The organism is Cellvibrio sp. QJXJ (genome assembly GCF_024452345.1).
Classification (GTDB): Bacteria; Pseudomonadota; Gammaproteobacteria; order Pseudomonadales; family Cellvibrionaceae; genus Cellvibrio.
Map to the genome: position 1 here is coordinate 4,332,983 of NZ_CP101662.1, position 15,895 is coordinate 4,348,877.

Consider the following 15,895-nt stretch of genomic DNA (forward strand, 5'->3'; position numbering starts at 1 on the left):
TCCCCATGCTGGTGAGAAAACTGTCCGTTACGTCAGTTTCTCGCCAGAGGTCATTGCAGCGCAATGCAAGAGTTTTATACCAAAGTATTTATCAGCGGCATGTGTTTGCTATTGCTCAGCCTGCTGCTTGGCTACGCTTGTGTCAGCCGCACCTACCTTTATTTGCCTTTAGTGCCCGCTGGTCAAAGCGAGTTGATCTGGCGGGCGGTGCCACGCACCGATGTGGAGGATGGCGGTGAGTCATCTGTCACTATCAACGATGAACAATTCAGCCTGAGTTTTGATTTCACCGTCGTCAAAAAAGCCCAATACCCCTACGCCGAAGTTGCCCTGGAATTTACCGATGCCGCCGGCGCGCCGACATGGGTTGATTTAACCGCTTATGATTCCCTCTCGTTCAACGTGAAATGTTCACCCGCCAATACCATGCTGATGAGTGTGTTGACCTTTGAGGAGGGGGTGACGGTTGCCGACGATCTGGTGACTTATCGTGCGCCCTCGGCGTTTTTCTCTTGCAATCAAGCTTGGTCGCGCATTGCGGTGGATCTCACGCACCTTGAAACACCGCAATGGTGGTTTGACTTGCACAAGCTCGACCTGGCGCAGCAGGCCTACCGGCTCAACCGGGTGCCGCGTATCGCCTTTGGCAGCACTTTTCAAACTCCTACCGATACCCAGGTGAGCGTGCTGTTAAACAACATCACCCTCTGTGGCCGCGATTGGCGCTACCTGTATTTCCTGGCGGTTTTTTTGCTCTTGGCATGGGGTGGTTATGGTTTCTGGTTGCTCAAGCAATACACCCGCAGTTTGGTGGCGAGCCTGGCCGATAAACAGCAGCGCGACAGACCCTTAATCGCCTATCAACAATTGTCAGTAGAGCCGCTGAGGGATAAAGAAAAAACGGCCATTTTGAATTTTATGGCTACCCGCTATGCGGATGCCGAATTGGATTTGGATGCGATGGTGGAGGCAATCACAATTAGCCGCGCCAAGATCAACGATATTCTCAAAGCCGAATTGGGTTATACCTTTACCAGCTATTTGAACAAGCTGCGGTTAACCGAAGCGGCGCGCCTGCTTGCTGAAAAGCCCGAGGCCAATGTGGGCGAGATCGCCAATTCCGTGGGTTATAAAAATGTGTCTTACTTCAACAAGCTGTTTAAGGAAGAGTACGGATGTACCCCCAAAACCTTTAAGAGCGTTTGTAAAAAAACGTAAGTGAGCAGCGGCAAAATTAACAATAAAATAAAAAATATTTCTACTTTTGCTATCCGATAGCAATGTTAGGTAAAGCGTCACCACGCGCTGTAAGCGCTGATTACACTGGGTTTACCTACTGGGCAACCTGATAAGAATTGTAGTTATGCGTGAGCTGCCAGATTGCATTAAACCCCTTCTGCTTAACCATTCGGCCAATCTCTTTTTTGCCATTCGTGTCATTGATTACGAGGCGGGCAGCGTTAGCCTGAACCTGGAGCTGCGCACGGAATTTGCCAAGGCCAGTTACACCACCAGTGCGCTGGGTTGTGCATTGGATTGCATCGCCCGTATGGCCGGTCACGAGGTGCTGGGCTACTGCGCGGCCTCCGAATTTGAAGTCAGTTTTCACGATGGTTCGCTGGCGCAGCAATTTGTGGCGACGGCGACGGTGGAGTCTGTGGATAACCGATATGCCTCCTACAGCGGTCGTATCTATGCCGTGGATAAACAACACAATCGCTTGGTGGCCAATGCCAGCGGCACACTCACTCGCATGAAAAATAACATCGCCTTGATTGCGGATCACCGCGTCTTGCATGGGGCTCACGTCAGTTAAGTTTCCGCGCGCATTCCTGCCGCGCGATTGTTCATTCCGCCATTGTTTATTCCGTCATTTACAGCAATGCGCGGCTCACACCCATTCGCTACTTCTACCAATCCGCTACGCACGGGAGTTACACCATGTTTGATGCAACCCGCAGAGATATTTTCAAAGCCTGTTTGGCCGGTGCCGTGGCATCGCCTTTGGCATTGTTGACCAGTGCCCAAGCTGCTTCGCCGCAAACTACCTCATCACCCGCGCCCTGCGTTCCCTACAAACCGCAATGGGGCCGGGGGATTGAAGGCCAGCGCAAAGCGGATTTGGGTAACGGGACTTATCTCAACCCGATTATTGCGGGTGATCGCCCCGACCCTACCATCCTCAAAGATGGCAATGACTACTACATGACCTTTTCGTCGTTCAATACTTACCCCGGCATTGTGCTTTGGCATTCCACCGATCTGGTGAACTGGGCGCCCATCGGTGCGGCCTTAACACGCAATATCGGCACCGTGTGGGCTTTGGATATCTGCAAACATGGCGACCGCTATTACATCTATATTCCCGCGCTCACTGACGGCAAGCCCTGGTCTACCTATGTGATTTGGGCGGACAACATCAACGGCCCCTGGAGCGACCCCATCGATCTGAAGATTGAAGGTTGTATAGACCCCGGCCATATGGTGGGAGAAGACGGCAAACGTTATTTGTTTGTGAATGGCATCCGCAAAATCCGCCTGAGCGATGACGGGTTGGCGACCGACGGCGAGTTGCAAGCGGCCTATAGCCCCTGGCGTTACCCCGATCATTGGATTGTAGAAAACTTCGCTCCCGAAGGCCCCAAGTTGTTCAAGCGCGGCGACTGGTTCTATTTGGTCACCGCGGTGGGCGGCACCGCTGGCCCAGTGACTGGGCACATGGTAATTGCCGCGCGCTCGCGTTCAATCCATGGGCCGTGGGAACACTGCCCGCACAACCCCTTGGTGCGCAGTTTGTCGGAGGCAGAGCCCTGGTGGTCGCGCGGCCACGCCACTGTGATTGAAGGGCCTTCTGTGGACGGCAAGAGTGGCGATTGGTGGATGGTATACCACGGCTACGAAAATGGTTTTAGAACCCTCGGTCGCCAAGCCTTGCTTGAACCCATCGAGTGGACGGACGACGGCTGGTTCCACGCCAAAGGCGGTGACTTGTCGCAGCCCATCGCCAAACCGCGCCATGGCAAAACAAGCGCGAGTGGCGCCGCGCTCTCGGACGATTTCTCCCGCAACAAATTCGGCACCCAATGGGCATTTCACAACCCCGGCGCCAATGAATTAGCGCGGGTAGGCTACGGTAAAAAAGTGCTTGAATTAGCCGCGGCCGGTAATTCACCGGTGGATTCCTCACCACTCACCTGCGGTGTGGTAGATCGCGCCTATCAAGTGGAAGTGAGCCTGCAACTGGAAGGCGATGCTGAAGCGGGTTTGCTGCTGTTTTACAACCACAAAGCGTTTGTGGGCATGGGGTTTGCTGCCGAGGCAATTAAAAGTTTCCAATACGCCGAGGAGCAAAGCTGGGCGCGTATCCCGCTCAAAACCCGCAGCCTGCGCATGCGCATCACCAACGATCATCAGGTCATCACCTACGAATATTCACAAGATGCTGGCCGCACCTGGGTGCGTCACCCCACGCGCATGGAAGTGTCCGGTTTGAACCACAATGTGTTTGGCGGATTTTTGAGTTTGAGGGTGGGCATTTACTGCGCGGGCAGCGGAAAAGTGCAGCTGCGTGACTTTCAATATCGCGCACTCAGTGAAACCAAAACAGCCTGATTTTTTACGATAGCAAGTATGAAGCAATAACTTGACGGTATTAGGCAAGGTTGCCGCGCTCGGTAGGGATAGATTAACCGTGCAATATCGTTAAGCGCTCAATCAAAAACCAGCGATACAGTTTGCTGATTGTGGGTTGATCCGCGCCAACGAAATCAAAGAGGTATAAGCCTCTTTGGGTTCCTGACTTTGGAGATACCGATGAAAAAGCTAATTCTGTCGCTGGCATTAATGGTCAGCTCATTTACTGCAATAGGAGCTGATATGTCCCATGGTGCAAACAATTTTTATAAAAGTGACAAGGTAACCGAGCAGAAGGTGACCTTCAAAAATCAATACCAGATGACCGTCGCCGGGAATCTTTATCTTCCCAAAAATACTAATCAAAACACCAAAAGCCCCGCGATTATTGTCGGCCACCCGATGGGCGCGGTTAAAGAACAAAGTTCTAATTTGTATGCGCAAAAACTCGCGGAACAGGGCTTTGTGACCTTGTCCCTCGATTTGTCATTTTGGGGTGAAAGTGAAGGGCAGCCGCGCAATGCAGTATCGCCCGATATTTACTCCGAAGATTTCAGTGCAGCGGTGGATTTTTTGGGCACCCGCGCGTTTGTTGATCGCAATCGCATTGGGGTAATTGGTATTTGCGGCAGCGGCAGTTTTGTTATCAGTGCCGCTAAAATAGACCCGCGCATGAAAGCCATTGCCACCGTCAGCATGTACGACATGGGTTCGGCCAACCGCAATGCATTAAATCACTCACAAACTCTGGCGCAGCGCAAACAGATTATTGCAGCCGCAGCCGAGCAGCGTTACGTGGAATTTACCGGCGGCGCAATGCAGTACACCAGTGGCACCGTGCTTGAATTAACAGCAGACACCCACCCCATTCAGCGCGAGTTTTATGATTTTTATCGCACACCGCGCGGTGAGTTCACACCTGCAGGCGCGTCCGCGCAAACCACCACTCGCCCAACACTCACCAGTAATATCAAGTTCATGAACTTCTACCCGTTCAATGACATAGATACGATTTCACCGCGCCCTATGTTGTTCATCACCGGTGCTGAAGCGCACTCCCGTGAGTTCAGTGAAGCGGCCTATGGACTTGCCGGCCAACCCAAAGAGCTGGTCAAAATTCCCGGCGCTGGCCATGTAGATCTTTACGATCGTGTCGAGTTAATTCCATTCGAAAAATTAACCCGTTTCTTCCGCGAAAATTTGCAATAGGTCGGTGATGACTAACTCAACCAAACCTTCATGGAGCGCAGTGTGGGCTATGTCACTCTGCGCGATGGTATTGATCGCGGCAGAATTTTTACCGGTCAGCCTGCTAACACCCATGGCGGCTGATCTTGCGATCACCGAAGGGCAAGCGGGGCAGACTATCGCCATCTCGGGCTTTTTTGCTTTGCTAACCAGCTTGTTATTAACGTCAGTTATCGGCAATACAGATCGGCGTTACCTGCTGTTATTTTTTACCGCCTTACTCGCACTTTCGGCGGCGCTGGTTGCACTCTCATCGAATGTGTTTTTAATTCTGTGTGGGCGCGCCCTGTTGGGAATTTGTATTGGCGGATTCTGGTCGATGTCGGCGGCGGTTGTTATGCGCCTTGTTCCTGAAAATGCCATTCCCAAAGCCTTGGCTATTCTTAATGGGGGCAATGCGCTGGCGATGACCATTGCCGCACCACTGGGCAGTTTTCTCGGTGGGATCATTGGTTGGCGCGGTGCCTTTTTTTGTATTGTTCCCATCGCCCTGAGTGCATTTATTTGGCAGTGTTACAGCGTGCCTTCGCTGCCATCACAACCTGTGCGTTTGCAACAGAAATCCGCAAACAATGTGTTTATGTTGTTAACCCGGTGGCCGGTGGTGCTGGGCATGTTGTCAGTGCTGTTATTTTTTATCGGGCAATTTGCACTGTTTACGTATTTGCGCCCGTTTTTGGAAATAGTGACGGGCGTTAATGTTGGGCAATTATCGCTGCTGTTATTAGTCATGGGGTTTTGTGGGCTTATAGGAACCTTGGTGGTAGGGCGGTTGTTAAAAAATCGGCTATACAGCATTTTAATTGCCACGCCTTTTTTTATGATGCTCACCGCGCTTGCATTAATTTTATTGGGCGCATCCTCGGTGGCTACATTTATGCTGATTGCGCTCTGGGGATTTTTCGCCACCGCCGCTCCAGTCGCCTGGTGGACCTGGCTCAGTAAAACCTTGCCCGATTCTGCCGAAGCAGGCGGTGGATTAATGGTGGCAGTGATTCAATTAGCGATCACCTTGGGTGCTGCAACGGGCGGTTGGGTATTTGATGCCTACGGCATTGCCAGCAGTTTTAGCCTGAGTGCAGTGATTCTTTTCAGCGCGAGCCTGATGGCTTTTATTACCTGGAAGCGTGTCACACAAAAAGACGCTCACGCACAACCGGCGCACGCATGAAATCCACTTTTTATTTTTTGTAGTTGAATAAATACAAGAGACGGCCACCTATGAATACCGACAAGACTCCCGATCTGAAGGCAATTGCCCGGCTCGCACAATTGATTGCGACTTATGCACCGCACGACGGCTGCTTTGATTTACCGATTCCCGGCGTCAGAGTATTTCGCAGTTCAGCGGTGGATGCGGAACCCATTAATGTGATGAGTCAGGCGGGAATTTGTTTGGTTGCACAAGGAGCCAAGCGCGTTATTTTGGGCGATAAAATCTACGAATATGATCCATCGCGCATGGTGGTTTATTCCATGGCACTACCGGTGGAGGCGCGCGTAGTGGAAGCGAGCAGGCGCGAACCTTATTTGTGTTTGGTGATGGATATGTCGCCACAAAAAATTGCCAGCCTGATGCAAAAAGTATTTCCGCGTGGCCTGCCCAAAACAAGTGATGCCAACGGCATTCACGTCGGCCACTCGGATCAACATATTGTTGCTGCCGCGATTCGCTTGATTGAATTACTGCGCACGCCCAAAGAACTGCAATTGCTGTCTGAATTAGTGTTGGATGAAATTTTTATTCGTTTACTTTGCAGCCCGCTGGGTGCATCAGTTGCGCAAATAGGCGCAGCGGAATCCAAAACCTGGAAAATTGTAAAAGCAATTTCTTGGATCAGGGAAAATTATGCCGAGCTGCTGAACATTGAAGAGCTGGCAGGCTTTGTCAACATGAGCGAATCCTCCTTCCATCGCCATTTTAAATCCATCACTTCCATGAGCCCGGTGCAATTCCAAAAAGCCCTGCGCTTACAAGAAGCCAAAAGTCTGATGTTGTCTGAAATGATGGATGCAACCACCGCCAGCTTGCGCGTAGGCTACGCCAGCCCATCACAATTCAGTCGCGAATATTCACGTTATTTTGGCAAGCCGCCCGCACAAGATGTAAAAACCAGATAAGTTTTTTGGAGGCAGTATGAAACTGTTTATAAGTTGGAAAACAACAAACCTGCTGCTATTAACAGTGCTGTTGTTCAGTGTGAACGCGCGGAGTGAAACCATGAAAATTAGTATCACCATTAATGATGGAACCATAATTAATGCAACCCTGCTCGACAATGACACAACGCGGGATTTTGTAGCGCTACTGCCACTGACTTTAACGCTCACCGATTACAACAACACCGAAAAAATCAGCGACCTCCCGAAAAAACTCAGCCGCAAAGGCACCCCATCAACCATGACACCCAAAGTGGGCGATATTGCCTATTACGCCCCGTGGGGCAATCTCGCAATTTATTACCGCGACTTCGGTGACTCGCCGGGTTTGATCAAACTGGGTGCTATCGACGGCGATGGTATAGCGGCGCTAAAAGTCGCGGGTGACCTTCAAGTTATTATCGAGCGACAACAATAAATCACCGCGGTTGCATTTTTCTGGCATCAATATTTGCATTTTGAACTCCTACTTTTTTCCTTTCCTATACTGACAGGGCTTAACTTTGCTCAGGGAAAATCCACGTAGGAGGATGTACCGATGAAGTGCCCTGCCAAATTCCCCAATGAATCTGCACGTTTAAACGCTTTAGCTGATTACGGGTTGGATCAAGAGCAGATGCTGCAAAGCCTGGACCCGGTGGTGCGTATTGCATCGCGCATGTTTGATATGCCGGTGGCTGCCGTCAACATGATTGGCAGCGATCACGTTTTTTTCGCCGCCAGTGTGGGCGTGGGTGAGGTGGATATGCGCCGCGACGTATCTTTTTGCGCCCATGCTATTACCCAGTCCGATGTGATGGTGGTGCCCGATGCCACTCTCGATGAGCGCTTTCACGATAATCCGCTGGTAGTCGGGGAGGCCAATCTGCGCTTTTATGCCGGTGTGCCCTTGCTCTCGCCCGACGGCTTGGCATTGGGGGCGCTCTGCGTGATCGATGATCGCCCCCATAGCGATTTTTCCCAGGAGGATCGGCAGCGGTTATGGGAACTGGCAAAAATGGCTGCGGATCGCTTGGAATTGCGGCGCATTGAAGTCTCCACAGAGCGAAGCCGGCCACCATTCCATGAATATGCGGGAAGCTCGTCCTCGGCGGTTATTTGGTTCGATGAGCAGTTGCAAATTATCGAGTGGAATAATGCGGCGGCAGAGGTGAGTGGTTATAAGTTGGAAGATAAAAATGCGCTGCAATTTGACCTGTTGTTACCCGAGCGCGATCGCGCCCATTTTCGTGCACTCATCACTCAAGCGATTGATGCCTACTCTCTCGACCAAATTAATATTCCCACTGAAGTAACCGGGCTGCGCAAAGACGGCAGCGAATTTCGTTTTAGCTTTGCGCTTTTTGGTTGGCGCGATGGCGGCCATATGAAATTTGAAGCTGTACTCAAAGACCTGAGTGCGCAGCAGCGCGAAGAGGAAGCCTTGCGCCAGCAGGCTAATATCGATGGGCTTACGGGGCTTGCGAATCGCGGAAAATTTTATCGCAGCGTGGAGGAAATATTAATTAGCCCCGCACCGGCTACCGTGCTGATGATTGACCTCGATGGATTTAAAGATGTTAACGATACGCTCGGCCACACTCTGGGCGATGCCATTTTGTGCGAAGTGGCTAACCGTTTATCGCAACTGGTGAGCAGTGAAGATCTGGTGGCTCGAATTGGCGGCGATGAATTTGCGATACTCCTGGCGAATGTGACCGATGCCGCCACTGCTATGCATGTGGCCGATGCCGTGCTTGCCGCCATTGCGCAACCAATTAATGTCGATGGCAATGAGGTTCGGGTAGCGGCGAGTTGCGGTGTAGCGCTCGCACCTACGCAGGCGCAAGAAGCGTTGGAGTTGGTCGGCAATGCTGACCTGGCATTATTTAAAGCAAAGAGTAACGGGCGCGGGCGGGTATTCCTGTTTGTGCCCGCCCTGCGCATGGAGGCCATGGCGCGGCGGCTGTACGGGCTTGAATTGCATCGCGCGGTGGATAAAGGCGAATTCCTGTTGTTCTATCAACCACAAATCAATATGGCGGATGGCACCATCACCGGCGCCGAAGCCTTAATTCGCTGGCTTCACCCCGAGCGCGGTTTGTTAACTCCCGCAGCATTTTTACCTGCACTCGAAGGTGGCCCACTGGCGGCCACGGTCGGTTCATGGATTCTGGATGAAGCCTGTGCCCAAGCTGCATATTGGCGCCGCAGTGGCGCGCCGGAATTTCGCATTGGCGTCAACCTGTGCAGCGCACAATTTCGCGTGGGGGATTTAGCCGCAGAGGTGATGGAAACCTTGGCGCGCCATGGGCTGCCGGCGGAAGCGCTTGAACTGGAAGTGACCGAAAATATCGTGCTCGATAACGACGATATTGTGCTGGAAATTTTGCAGCGTTTGCATCAACAGGGGGTGGGCATTGCGTTCGATGATTTTGGAACGGGTTACGCATCCCTCAGCTTGTTAAAAACTTACCCGCTATCGCGCATTAAAATTGACCAATCATTTGTGCGAGGAATTTTAACCTCCAAACGCGATGCCTCAGTGGTGCGCGCAATTATAGATATGGCGCGCAATTTTGATCTGGAAGTCATCGCCGAAGGTATTGAAACCCAGGCCGAATACAATTACCTGCGCCGTGAACAATGCGATGAAGGTCAGGGTTATCTTTTTGGCGCGCCCATGCCTGTGTCACAATTCGAATTGTTATTGGGGATCGGCAGTTCACTCAAAGCAATTGCCTAGCGGTTTGTAATTTTTATTGGTTAATTATTTTCTGCCAGTAACCCACATCAAGCCACTGGCCAAACTTGCGGCCCACTTCGGAAAAGTGGGCGACTTTTTTAAAGCCAAAAAATTCATGTAGTTGTTCGCTGCTTTCATTGGGTAAGGCGATACAGCCAAGAACAACATGACAATTTAATTGTTTTAACTCATCGAGCAGCGCGGCATAAAGCGCTTTCCCATAACCTTTGCGCGCCAAACCGTTTGCCAAATAAATCGTCACCTCTACGGTGTTCTTGTAGGCCGCGCGCTCTTTCCATTTGGTCGCGTAAGCATAACCCATCACCTCGCCATCGACCTCGCACACCAACCAAGGGTACTCCTGGGTGTACGCGGCTATCCGGCTCGCCATTGTCGATGTTGTCAGCGGTGTTTCTTCAAACGTAATCACGGTATTGCTGATGTAATAGTTGTAAATCCCACAGATTTTTTCGGCGTCTTTCGGTTCATAGGGGCGAATATGCATTTTTCTATTCCATAGGGCGACTGTTGTTGAAATCTATGCGAGGACATCTTTTTTCTATTGTTATTTTATAAATTTTCCGCCGCCATTGAAGTCACTTCAATATCTTCTTTATTGACCGCATAACTCACCCATACACGGTTATTCCATACAATACTTTTGGGGTAACTGTAGCCGGTGCGTTTGTATTTTCCTGCATACAACATGGGTGGTAATTCGGATTCGCTGCGCAGCAGGTAGGCTTTATCAAACAGTTGACCGTCGCTGCTTAAAGTAATGGTGAGAGGTGCGCGGTTTTTGGTTCCGCTGGGGTTATTAATTAAAAAAGCGCGGCCATCGGGTAGGTTGCCTGCGCTTTGTTTGGCGCGGGAGTCGGGCATGTTGGTGGCGGTGGGTTTGGTCCAGGTTTTTCCGTTGTCGTTACTGCGCGCTGCCAACAAGGTGAAGCTGCTGCCTTGATCGCGAAATACCATCACCGGTTGCTGCTGTTGTTTTAGTTGTTTGGTTAAAAACCAACTGGGTTCCAACTCGCGGCTTATACCCGGTTGATGTGGCAAGTTTTCCATCTCGCCTTGCGTCCAGCCACTAAGCCCTGTTGCATCATCCGTATAAAACGGTTTGGCAATTAAACCGGGTTGATGATGAATTGCGGTGAGAATTCTGCCGTTGGGTAATTGTTTTAAATCCTGCTCAATAACACCTGCCACCGGTTTACCGGCGTAGTCCAGCAACGGTTTTGGTTTAGACCAATGGTTGCCATCGCGGCTGGTAATGTATTCCACATAACCCGCTTTAGGTTGCAAGCCCTGTGGCCACACATTAATAAATGCCACTAATGTATCGCCATAACGCCACCAGCCACCGTTAGTCAACAACGCATCAGTGCGCGCCGCAACTAATTGTTGCGGCTCACTCCAGTTATTGCCGTTGCTACTACGGCTGTACAGAATTTTGGTTTCAGGTGCATCTTCATCCTGCTGCGAACTTTGCCACTGAATAAATAATTCGCCGTTAAATGCAAACAACACCGCGCCGTGATTATATTGCGCGCTGCCGGCTTTGGCTTTAAATACCAAGTGATGTGCTATTTGCGCCGGTTTTTGCAAACCCAAGGTATTTGGCTGGGATTGATCAAATACGTTATTTGCCACTTGCAGTACTGCAATATTTGTTTCGGTACTGTTTGTTTTTGTGTCATTCGTCGCAGTGCTGGATTGCAGTGAGCAAGCAGTAAGCAGAAAAAGTAAAAAACCGGCAACAACATAATTCATTTCGATATTTCCATTGTTTAGCATTAATCAGGCAACAATCAAAACCCCATCCACTTGCACCACCGTTTTCGCTTCTGAGCGCTCGATCATTTTTACAATCGCCGATTGAATAACTTCATCCTCACGTGCATCTATTTTGCTGGAGAAGCGTTCCACTTGAGTATCGGCGCCTTCCTCTAATACAAACTCTATCGCCACTTCATCGGCATGGCTGGTGGTTTTACCGTAGTAAGTTAATGATATTTTTGGGTAACCTTGAAATCCCATTTTGGCTCTTTTGGCGATACGTTTTTTTGATTTATCTAAATTCATAATCCATTCTCGGGTGATTAAAGTGGCGCAAGGCAGCGCGGGATGTTTTATCGACTAATGCAAATGCTTTATCTAACGTATCTTTTTCTCGCGCCGGTTTATGTCCATCCAGCTTAATAAGCGTGCAGGCGCAGCGATCCATCATCCCATAAAACTGCTGGTAAAGGTCGGCATTATTCAGCCGTTTACCCGAGTTCGCACAATAATCCCGCTGCTCCAAACCAGTACGTCGCGCCGGCAAACCCACTATGTTTTGTGAATCGCTATAAATCATTACCTGCTGTGTTTGTTCGGTATTGGCTAACAGTATTTCATCCATTGCCCACAACAGGGTTTGCAACTCCAGTCTGGTGGACGAGGTATTTTCAAACGGTTTTACCTTCACCGTGGCGAGTAAATCAGAAAGTGGTGAATCGATATTCTCAACCGCAAGGTATGCCCCAAAACCAACCCGGGTTTTGGTATCCACGCTGCCATCGGTAAATAACATTAAGTTGGGCATTTGTGTTGGCTCACTGGCATCAGTAGTTGTTTATCAAGCCTTGCTCACAAATTGCGCTGCACCATTTCTTTAATTTTATGCGCTTTAACGAAGTGATCTAATTTGTGGGTTTTAATCCACCAGGTAGCCGCTTCCATTAGCAACTCAGAGTTGTCATTTTTATTGGCGAAGAACGCATAAAATGAAACACCCACCCCATCACCTTTGCTGGCGATCTTTTTGTCGCACACCTCTATAATTTTGGATCTCAGTTCTGGTCGCATGACGATAAGTTTTCTCGAAGTGGTAAGGGGGTGTTGGAGTCTAAAGGTATGCGGGCTACTTGCTAAGGGGGGCTTTAAATTAATGCATTTATAGTGCTTCTTGAGTTATTTCCATATTGACGCAGATGGTGCCGCTAGATAATACGTCTGCTCTCAATCCACCCTTTTTGACAAAAGCTCTAATAGCTTCATGTTTTTTCATGGACGGGGTTTCAAGAATCTCACCCAAAATGGAACATGGCTCGCATAACTCAATACCCCTGAAACGACATTCACCTATTATAAATGTCTTTCCAACGAGTTCATTTAAACGAATGCCTCGGGTAATGATATTTCTACGCGTGGACGAAGATTTTATGCTTCTATTAAATGCTCGATTAAAGCTTTCTATTTCCTCAATTTCTATAAACGTAATATTTTGTCCGGGCCAGTTAGATTTATCGAAATTTCGATCACCTATAATTCCCTTTCCTTGCACTAGTTCAGCGATACTCAACTGGAACTGATCAGCTCCCCGAGATGGCGCTATATAGATTTCCTCAATCATGGTTTCCCTCTATGATGTTGTGTTCAACTGTAGTTTGTAAGTGGTATGTTGCGATAAGCTGTGTAGCGCGGGTATTAATTTTTTACTACATTCGCTTACTATTTTTGGTTACCTTCAAAATTTAAATTAGCTGGATACCCCTTTTTGCTTCTTTCTTTAGTTTCACCTGTTGTTTCAATATCGTAACCAACTTCCTCAAACTTAAAGTCATCAAAGTAAATCTCTCCTTTACCATGTAAACTGATCCCGAAAAGTATTTCTGCACTACGGCTCTGGGGCATGTCTAGCACAATAGAAAATTTTTCCCAGTCAGAGTTTTCAGTGGTTTTGTTTAAAGGTTGTATGTCAGATGTTTTATAGCCATCACCGTGATCGATACTCATGAAAATATTGGCTGAACCATAGAGTGTTTTAGTGTTAATTAGAGCCGTAAGTCTAATTCTTCGCCCGAGCCATTCTTGTGGTGGGGATACATTCTGTAAAATGTTTCCCTTGCTTGCGTGTTGTGAAATTTCATTTTTTGATTTTAGATAACCGAATTTATTTTTTTGTGCGTCATCCGTTATCAAAACTCCACTTTCGTACAGCTCCAGGTTTGTTTGATACCATGGCTTGGGTAGTGGTTCTGCGCTTGCTAATGCGCAGATAAGCATGCTTGCTAACGCTAGTATTATTCTCATAAATTGCTCCATGTTTATAAAATCAAAATTTATCAGACGATTCAGTCGTTTATCTTCCTGCTTCATATCATTGGTTACACATTAGTTGTTTTCTGGTTTTCCAAATTCGCCCTTAGGTTCGGGTTTAACATCCAGCTCCGCTAATACCTTCGCTTTGCTTTTTTTCCAGGAGGGTAGGGCATTTTTATTTATATATTCCATATAGGTTTTTTGCAGATCCGGCTGGGTAAATTGTTTGTGCAGTTGCGCCAGTAATACTGCTGCTTCCAGTGCGGCGGAGTATTCGCCGCTGATATTGGCTTGTTTAAAGGCAGCTTCGGCTTGGGTTTGGGCCAGAGCAAAGTTGTTTTGGTTAAAGTGAATTAGGGCTTGATAAAAAAGTTCGGCGCCGGAAAAGTGAGTTTCTTTGGCAAATACTGCAAAGGCGTCCTGCCAGCGCTGTTGCTCGATATAGAGGTCGACTAAATGCTCCTGCGCGCGCTCTTTTACCCAGGCTTCTTGCTCGGGGCTGAAGCGGTTGAGTGCCTGCCAGAAAAAATATTCTTTTTGGCTTTGGTCACTCGTGAACATGCCTGCAATATCTTCCAGCAGTGCGTAGCTTTCACTGGGGAATTGGTGTTGATCCAAAATAGCGTGTGCGCGTGCAAGATACTCATCGCGTTTGTCGGCGCGGTCTAATTTATAACTAAAAATGGATAGCAGTCGCAGTACCTGTGCTTGCTGTTCCGGTGCTTGTGCGGCCTCGGCCAAGGCCAGGGCCGTCAGTAAATTTTTCTCCATCAAATCAAAATTTTTCATCCGGTGATAAATATAGGTGTAGAACTCCAGTATCTGGCTCTCCAAAATCGGGTCGTTAAATTCTGTCGCCAGAGCGTGGGATTTATCCAGCAGGGCGATGTAGCGGGGCGCATCGATCAGATCCAAATTCGCCAGAGCCTGGGCGCGTATAGCGAGTGCTTGATAGGGCAGATTCTGGGTAGTCAGTGCTTGCTGTTCCAGTTCCTGGGCGTGCAGGCGGGCTTGATCGACATCGCCTAAATAGAGTGAGTTGTTCATCAGCTGGTAGAGCATGGTCAGGTTGCCGGGGTTTTCGCTGTAGAGTAATTGCAGTTGGGCGTTGATCAACCGTAAATCGCGGCTCTCCCAGAGCACTTTCATAGGTGCAATTTTGTGCAACAGGCTGTGCAACTCAGTCGCTAAAGCAGTGGCATTGCTCGCCATTAAATAACCCCTCCACTGGTTTTGTTGACCCTGTATCACCAGCGACAGAATTAACTGGTCGCCTAGCTGTCGAGTGCGCCCACTCACTAATAGATTAGCGGCGATGGTTTGTTGGTAGAGGTGTAAATAATGTGCAGGTTCAGCGGCAATTTGTGCGGGTGAATAATGCGCGGGGGGTAAATGCGCCACCAGCGCCGCTTGGCTATTAATTTGTTCAAACACGGCGTCGTGCATTTGCTGGGCAAGGTTGGGTGCGCCGGTGTGCTGAGTGTCGAGCACAAAGGGCTGCACAATGATCGGGATGGGAACCGTGTCGTCTCCCACCGAGAGATTTAGTAGCAGAGTAAAGAGTAAACCCGGCAGTAGCAGTGCGGCGCACAACCAGAGCCACAATTGGTGGCGAGGATGTTTACTGCTGGTTGTCGTCGTTGGTTCCGCTGTTGTTAGGGGTGATGTTGGATTAGATGTTGGGCTTGTAGCTGACGGCGCCTGCTGTAAATCGATTTGCCATTGATAACCTTTTTTGGGAAAGGTTTTGATCGCCCCATCGCCAAAGATTGAACGCAAGTTGCTAATCGCTTGAAACACGGCTTGTTCCGAGACCACCTTGCCCGCCCACACACTTTCAAGAATCGCATCTTTGCTAAATACCTGCTGCGGACTGGCCAAAAAAAACGCGAGCAGTTTTGCTTCGTTATTGCGAACGGCCAGTGCTTGGCCATCTTTTAGTAGCAATAAGCTCTGGTCATTAAATTGAAACTGATTGAATTGGGCGTTAGTAAAGTAATAGTCCACGGGCAATACAACATCTTATTAGTAGGAGTTAGTGCG

16 protein-coding genes are annotated in these 15,895 nt (G+C 49.2%); 8 read left to right on the plus strand and 8 right to left on the minus strand.

Annotated elements, in window-relative coordinates; translation table 11 throughout:
* The first annotated feature begins 63 nt into the window (after positions 1-63).
* The 8 genes from NNX04_RS18745 to NNX04_RS18780 all read left to right on the plus strand — a co-directional run bounded on the left by NNX04_RS18745 (position 64) and on the right by NNX04_RS18780 (position 9,766).
* On the plus strand, positions 64-1,218 hold the full coding sequence (locus tag NNX04_RS18745) for a helix-turn-helix domain-containing protein (protein WP_261946785.1): 1,155 nt from the start codon (positions 64-66) through the stop codon (positions 1,216-1,218).
* Positions 1,219-1,363: 145 nt separating this feature from the next.
* Positions 1,364-1,816, plus strand: a complete 453-nt coding sequence (locus NNX04_RS18750) for a hypothetical protein (RefSeq protein ID WP_007645818.1) — start codon at positions 1,364-1,366, stop codon at positions 1,814-1,816.
* Between the two features lie 125 nt (positions 1,817-1,941).
* The gene (locus tag NNX04_RS18755) at positions 1,942-3,612 is read left to right on the plus strand and encodes a family 43 glycosylhydrolase (RefSeq protein WP_261946786.1); all 1,671 of its coding nucleotides are present in this window, start codon (positions 1,942-1,944) and stop codon (positions 3,610-3,612) included.
* 201 nt (positions 3,613-3,813) lie between these two features.
* A complete protein-coding gene (locus tag NNX04_RS18760; RefSeq protein WP_261946787.1) occupies positions 3,814-4,842 on the plus strand; it encodes an alpha/beta hydrolase in 1,029 nt (342 codons plus the stop codon).
* A gap of 7 nt (positions 4,843-4,849) precedes the next feature.
* Complete coding sequence (locus NNX04_RS18765; RefSeq protein ID WP_261946788.1) at positions 4,850-6,052, plus strand: MFS transporter; 1,203 nt, start codon at positions 4,850-4,852, stop codon at positions 6,050-6,052.
* A 50-nt stretch (positions 6,053-6,102) separates the two neighbouring features.
* Positions 6,103-7,002, plus strand: a complete 900-nt coding sequence (locus NNX04_RS18770; protein ID WP_261946789.1) for an AraC family transcriptional regulator — start codon at positions 6,103-6,105, stop codon at positions 7,000-7,002.
* 16 nt (positions 7,003-7,018) lie between these two features.
* Positions 7,019-7,459: a cyclophilin-like fold protein gene (locus NNX04_RS18775; protein WP_261946790.1), complete on the plus strand. Its 441-nt coding sequence runs from the start codon at positions 7,019-7,021 to the stop codon at positions 7,457-7,459.
* A gap of 120 nt (positions 7,460-7,579) precedes the next feature.
* Positions 7,580-9,766, plus strand: coding sequence for a putative bifunctional diguanylate cyclase/phosphodiesterase (locus NNX04_RS18780; protein ID WP_261946791.1), 2,187 nt, complete (start codon positions 7,580-7,582; stop codon positions 9,764-9,766).
* A 13-nt stretch (positions 9,767-9,779) separates the two neighbouring features.
* On the opposite strand, the gene NNX04_RS18785 is transcribed toward NNX04_RS18780, so the two are convergent.
* The 8 genes from NNX04_RS18785 to NNX04_RS18820 all read right to left on the minus strand — a co-directional run bounded on the left by NNX04_RS18785 (position 9,780) and on the right by NNX04_RS18820 (position 15,859).
* Positions 9,780-10,271, minus strand: a complete 492-nt coding sequence (locus NNX04_RS18785) for an arsinothricin resistance N-acetyltransferase ArsN1 family B (RefSeq protein ID WP_261946792.1) — start codon at positions 10,269-10,271, stop codon at positions 9,780-9,782.
* 65 nt (positions 10,272-10,336) lie between these two features.
* On the minus strand, positions 10,337-11,539 hold the full coding sequence (locus NNX04_RS18790) for a sialidase family protein (RefSeq protein ID WP_261946793.1): 1,203 nt from the start codon (positions 11,537-11,539) through the stop codon (positions 10,337-10,339).
* Between the two features lie 27 nt (positions 11,540-11,566).
* Positions 11,567-11,851 carry a hypothetical protein gene (locus NNX04_RS18795; protein WP_151056389.1) on the minus strand — a complete coding sequence of 95 codons (285 nt, stop codon included), beginning with the start codon at positions 11,849-11,851 and terminating at the stop codon, positions 11,567-11,569.
* Positions 11,838-12,353, minus strand: a complete 516-nt coding sequence (locus NNX04_RS18800) for a ribonuclease HI (protein ID WP_261946794.1) — start codon at positions 12,351-12,353, stop codon at positions 11,838-11,840. The genes NNX04_RS18795 and NNX04_RS18800 overlap by 14 nt, the downstream gene beginning before the upstream one ends.
* Positions 12,354-12,397: 44 nt before the next feature.
* Positions 12,398-12,616, minus strand: coding sequence for a DUF6500 family protein (locus NNX04_RS18805; protein ID WP_040393622.1), 219 nt, complete (start codon positions 12,614-12,616; stop codon positions 12,398-12,400).
* 88 nt (positions 12,617-12,704) lie between these two features.
* On the minus strand, positions 12,705-13,163 hold the full coding sequence (locus tag NNX04_RS18810; RefSeq protein WP_261946795.1) for an MOSC domain-containing protein: 459 nt from the start codon (positions 13,161-13,163) through the stop codon (positions 12,705-12,707).
* A 98-nt stretch (positions 13,164-13,261) separates the two neighbouring features.
* Complete coding sequence (locus NNX04_RS18815) at positions 13,262-13,909, minus strand: hypothetical protein (RefSeq protein ID WP_261946796.1); 648 nt, start codon at positions 13,907-13,909, stop codon at positions 13,262-13,264.
* A gap of 15 nt (positions 13,910-13,924) precedes the next feature.
* Positions 13,925-15,859 carry a winged helix-turn-helix domain-containing protein gene (locus NNX04_RS18820; protein WP_261946797.1) on the minus strand — a complete coding sequence of 645 codons (1,935 nt, stop codon included), beginning with the start codon at positions 15,857-15,859 and terminating at the stop codon, positions 13,925-13,927.
* Between the last annotated feature and the right edge of the window lie 36 nt (positions 15,860-15,895).

Coding starts and splice junctions, on each gene's coding strand:
- NNX04_RS18745 (WP_261946785.1), top strand. CDS start 64: ATGCAAGAGTTTTATACCAAAGTATTTATCAGCGGCATGTGTTTGCTA.
- NNX04_RS18750 (WP_007645818.1), top strand. CDS start 1,364: ATGCGTGAGCTGCCAGATTGCATTAAACCCCTTCTGCTTAACCATTCG.
- NNX04_RS18755 (WP_261946786.1), top strand. CDS start 1,942: ATGTTTGATGCAACCCGCAGAGATATTTTCAAAGCCTGTTTGGCCGGT.
- NNX04_RS18760 (WP_261946787.1), top strand. CDS start 3,814: ATGAAAAAGCTAATTCTGTCGCTGGCATTAATGGTCAGCTCATTTACT.
- NNX04_RS18765 (WP_261946788.1), top strand. CDS start 4,850: ATGACTAACTCAACCAAACCTTCATGGAGCGCAGTGTGGGCTATGTCA.
- NNX04_RS18770 (WP_261946789.1), top strand. CDS start 6,103: ATGAATACCGACAAGACTCCCGATCTGAAGGCAATTGCCCGGCTCGCA.
- NNX04_RS18775 (WP_261946790.1), top strand. CDS start 7,019: ATGAAACTGTTTATAAGTTGGAAAACAACAAACCTGCTGCTATTAACA.
- NNX04_RS18780 (WP_261946791.1), top strand. CDS start 7,580: ATGAAGTGCCCTGCCAAATTCCCCAATGAATCTGCACGTTTAAACGCT.
- NNX04_RS18785 (WP_261946792.1), bottom strand. CDS start 10,271: ATGCATATTCGCCCCTATGAACCGAAAGACGCCGAAAAAATCTGTGGG.
- NNX04_RS18790 (WP_261946793.1), bottom strand. CDS start 11,539: ATGAATTATGTTGTTGCCGGTTTTTTACTTTTTCTGCTTACTGCTTGC.
- NNX04_RS18795 (WP_151056389.1), bottom strand. CDS start 11,851: ATGAATTTAGATAAATCAAAAAAACGTATCGCCAAAAGAGCCAAAATG.
- NNX04_RS18800 (WP_261946794.1), bottom strand. CDS start 12,353: ATGCCCAACTTAATGTTATTTACCGATGGCAGCGTGGATACCAAAACC.
- NNX04_RS18805 (WP_040393622.1), bottom strand. CDS start 12,616: ATGCGACCAGAACTGAGATCCAAAATTATAGAGGTGTGCGACAAAAAG.
- NNX04_RS18810 (WP_261946795.1), bottom strand. CDS start 13,163: ATGATTGAGGAAATCTATATAGCGCCATCTCGGGGAGCTGATCAGTTC.
- NNX04_RS18815 (WP_261946796.1), bottom strand. CDS start 13,909: ATGAAGCAGGAAGATAAACGACTGAATCGTCTGATAAATTTTGATTTT.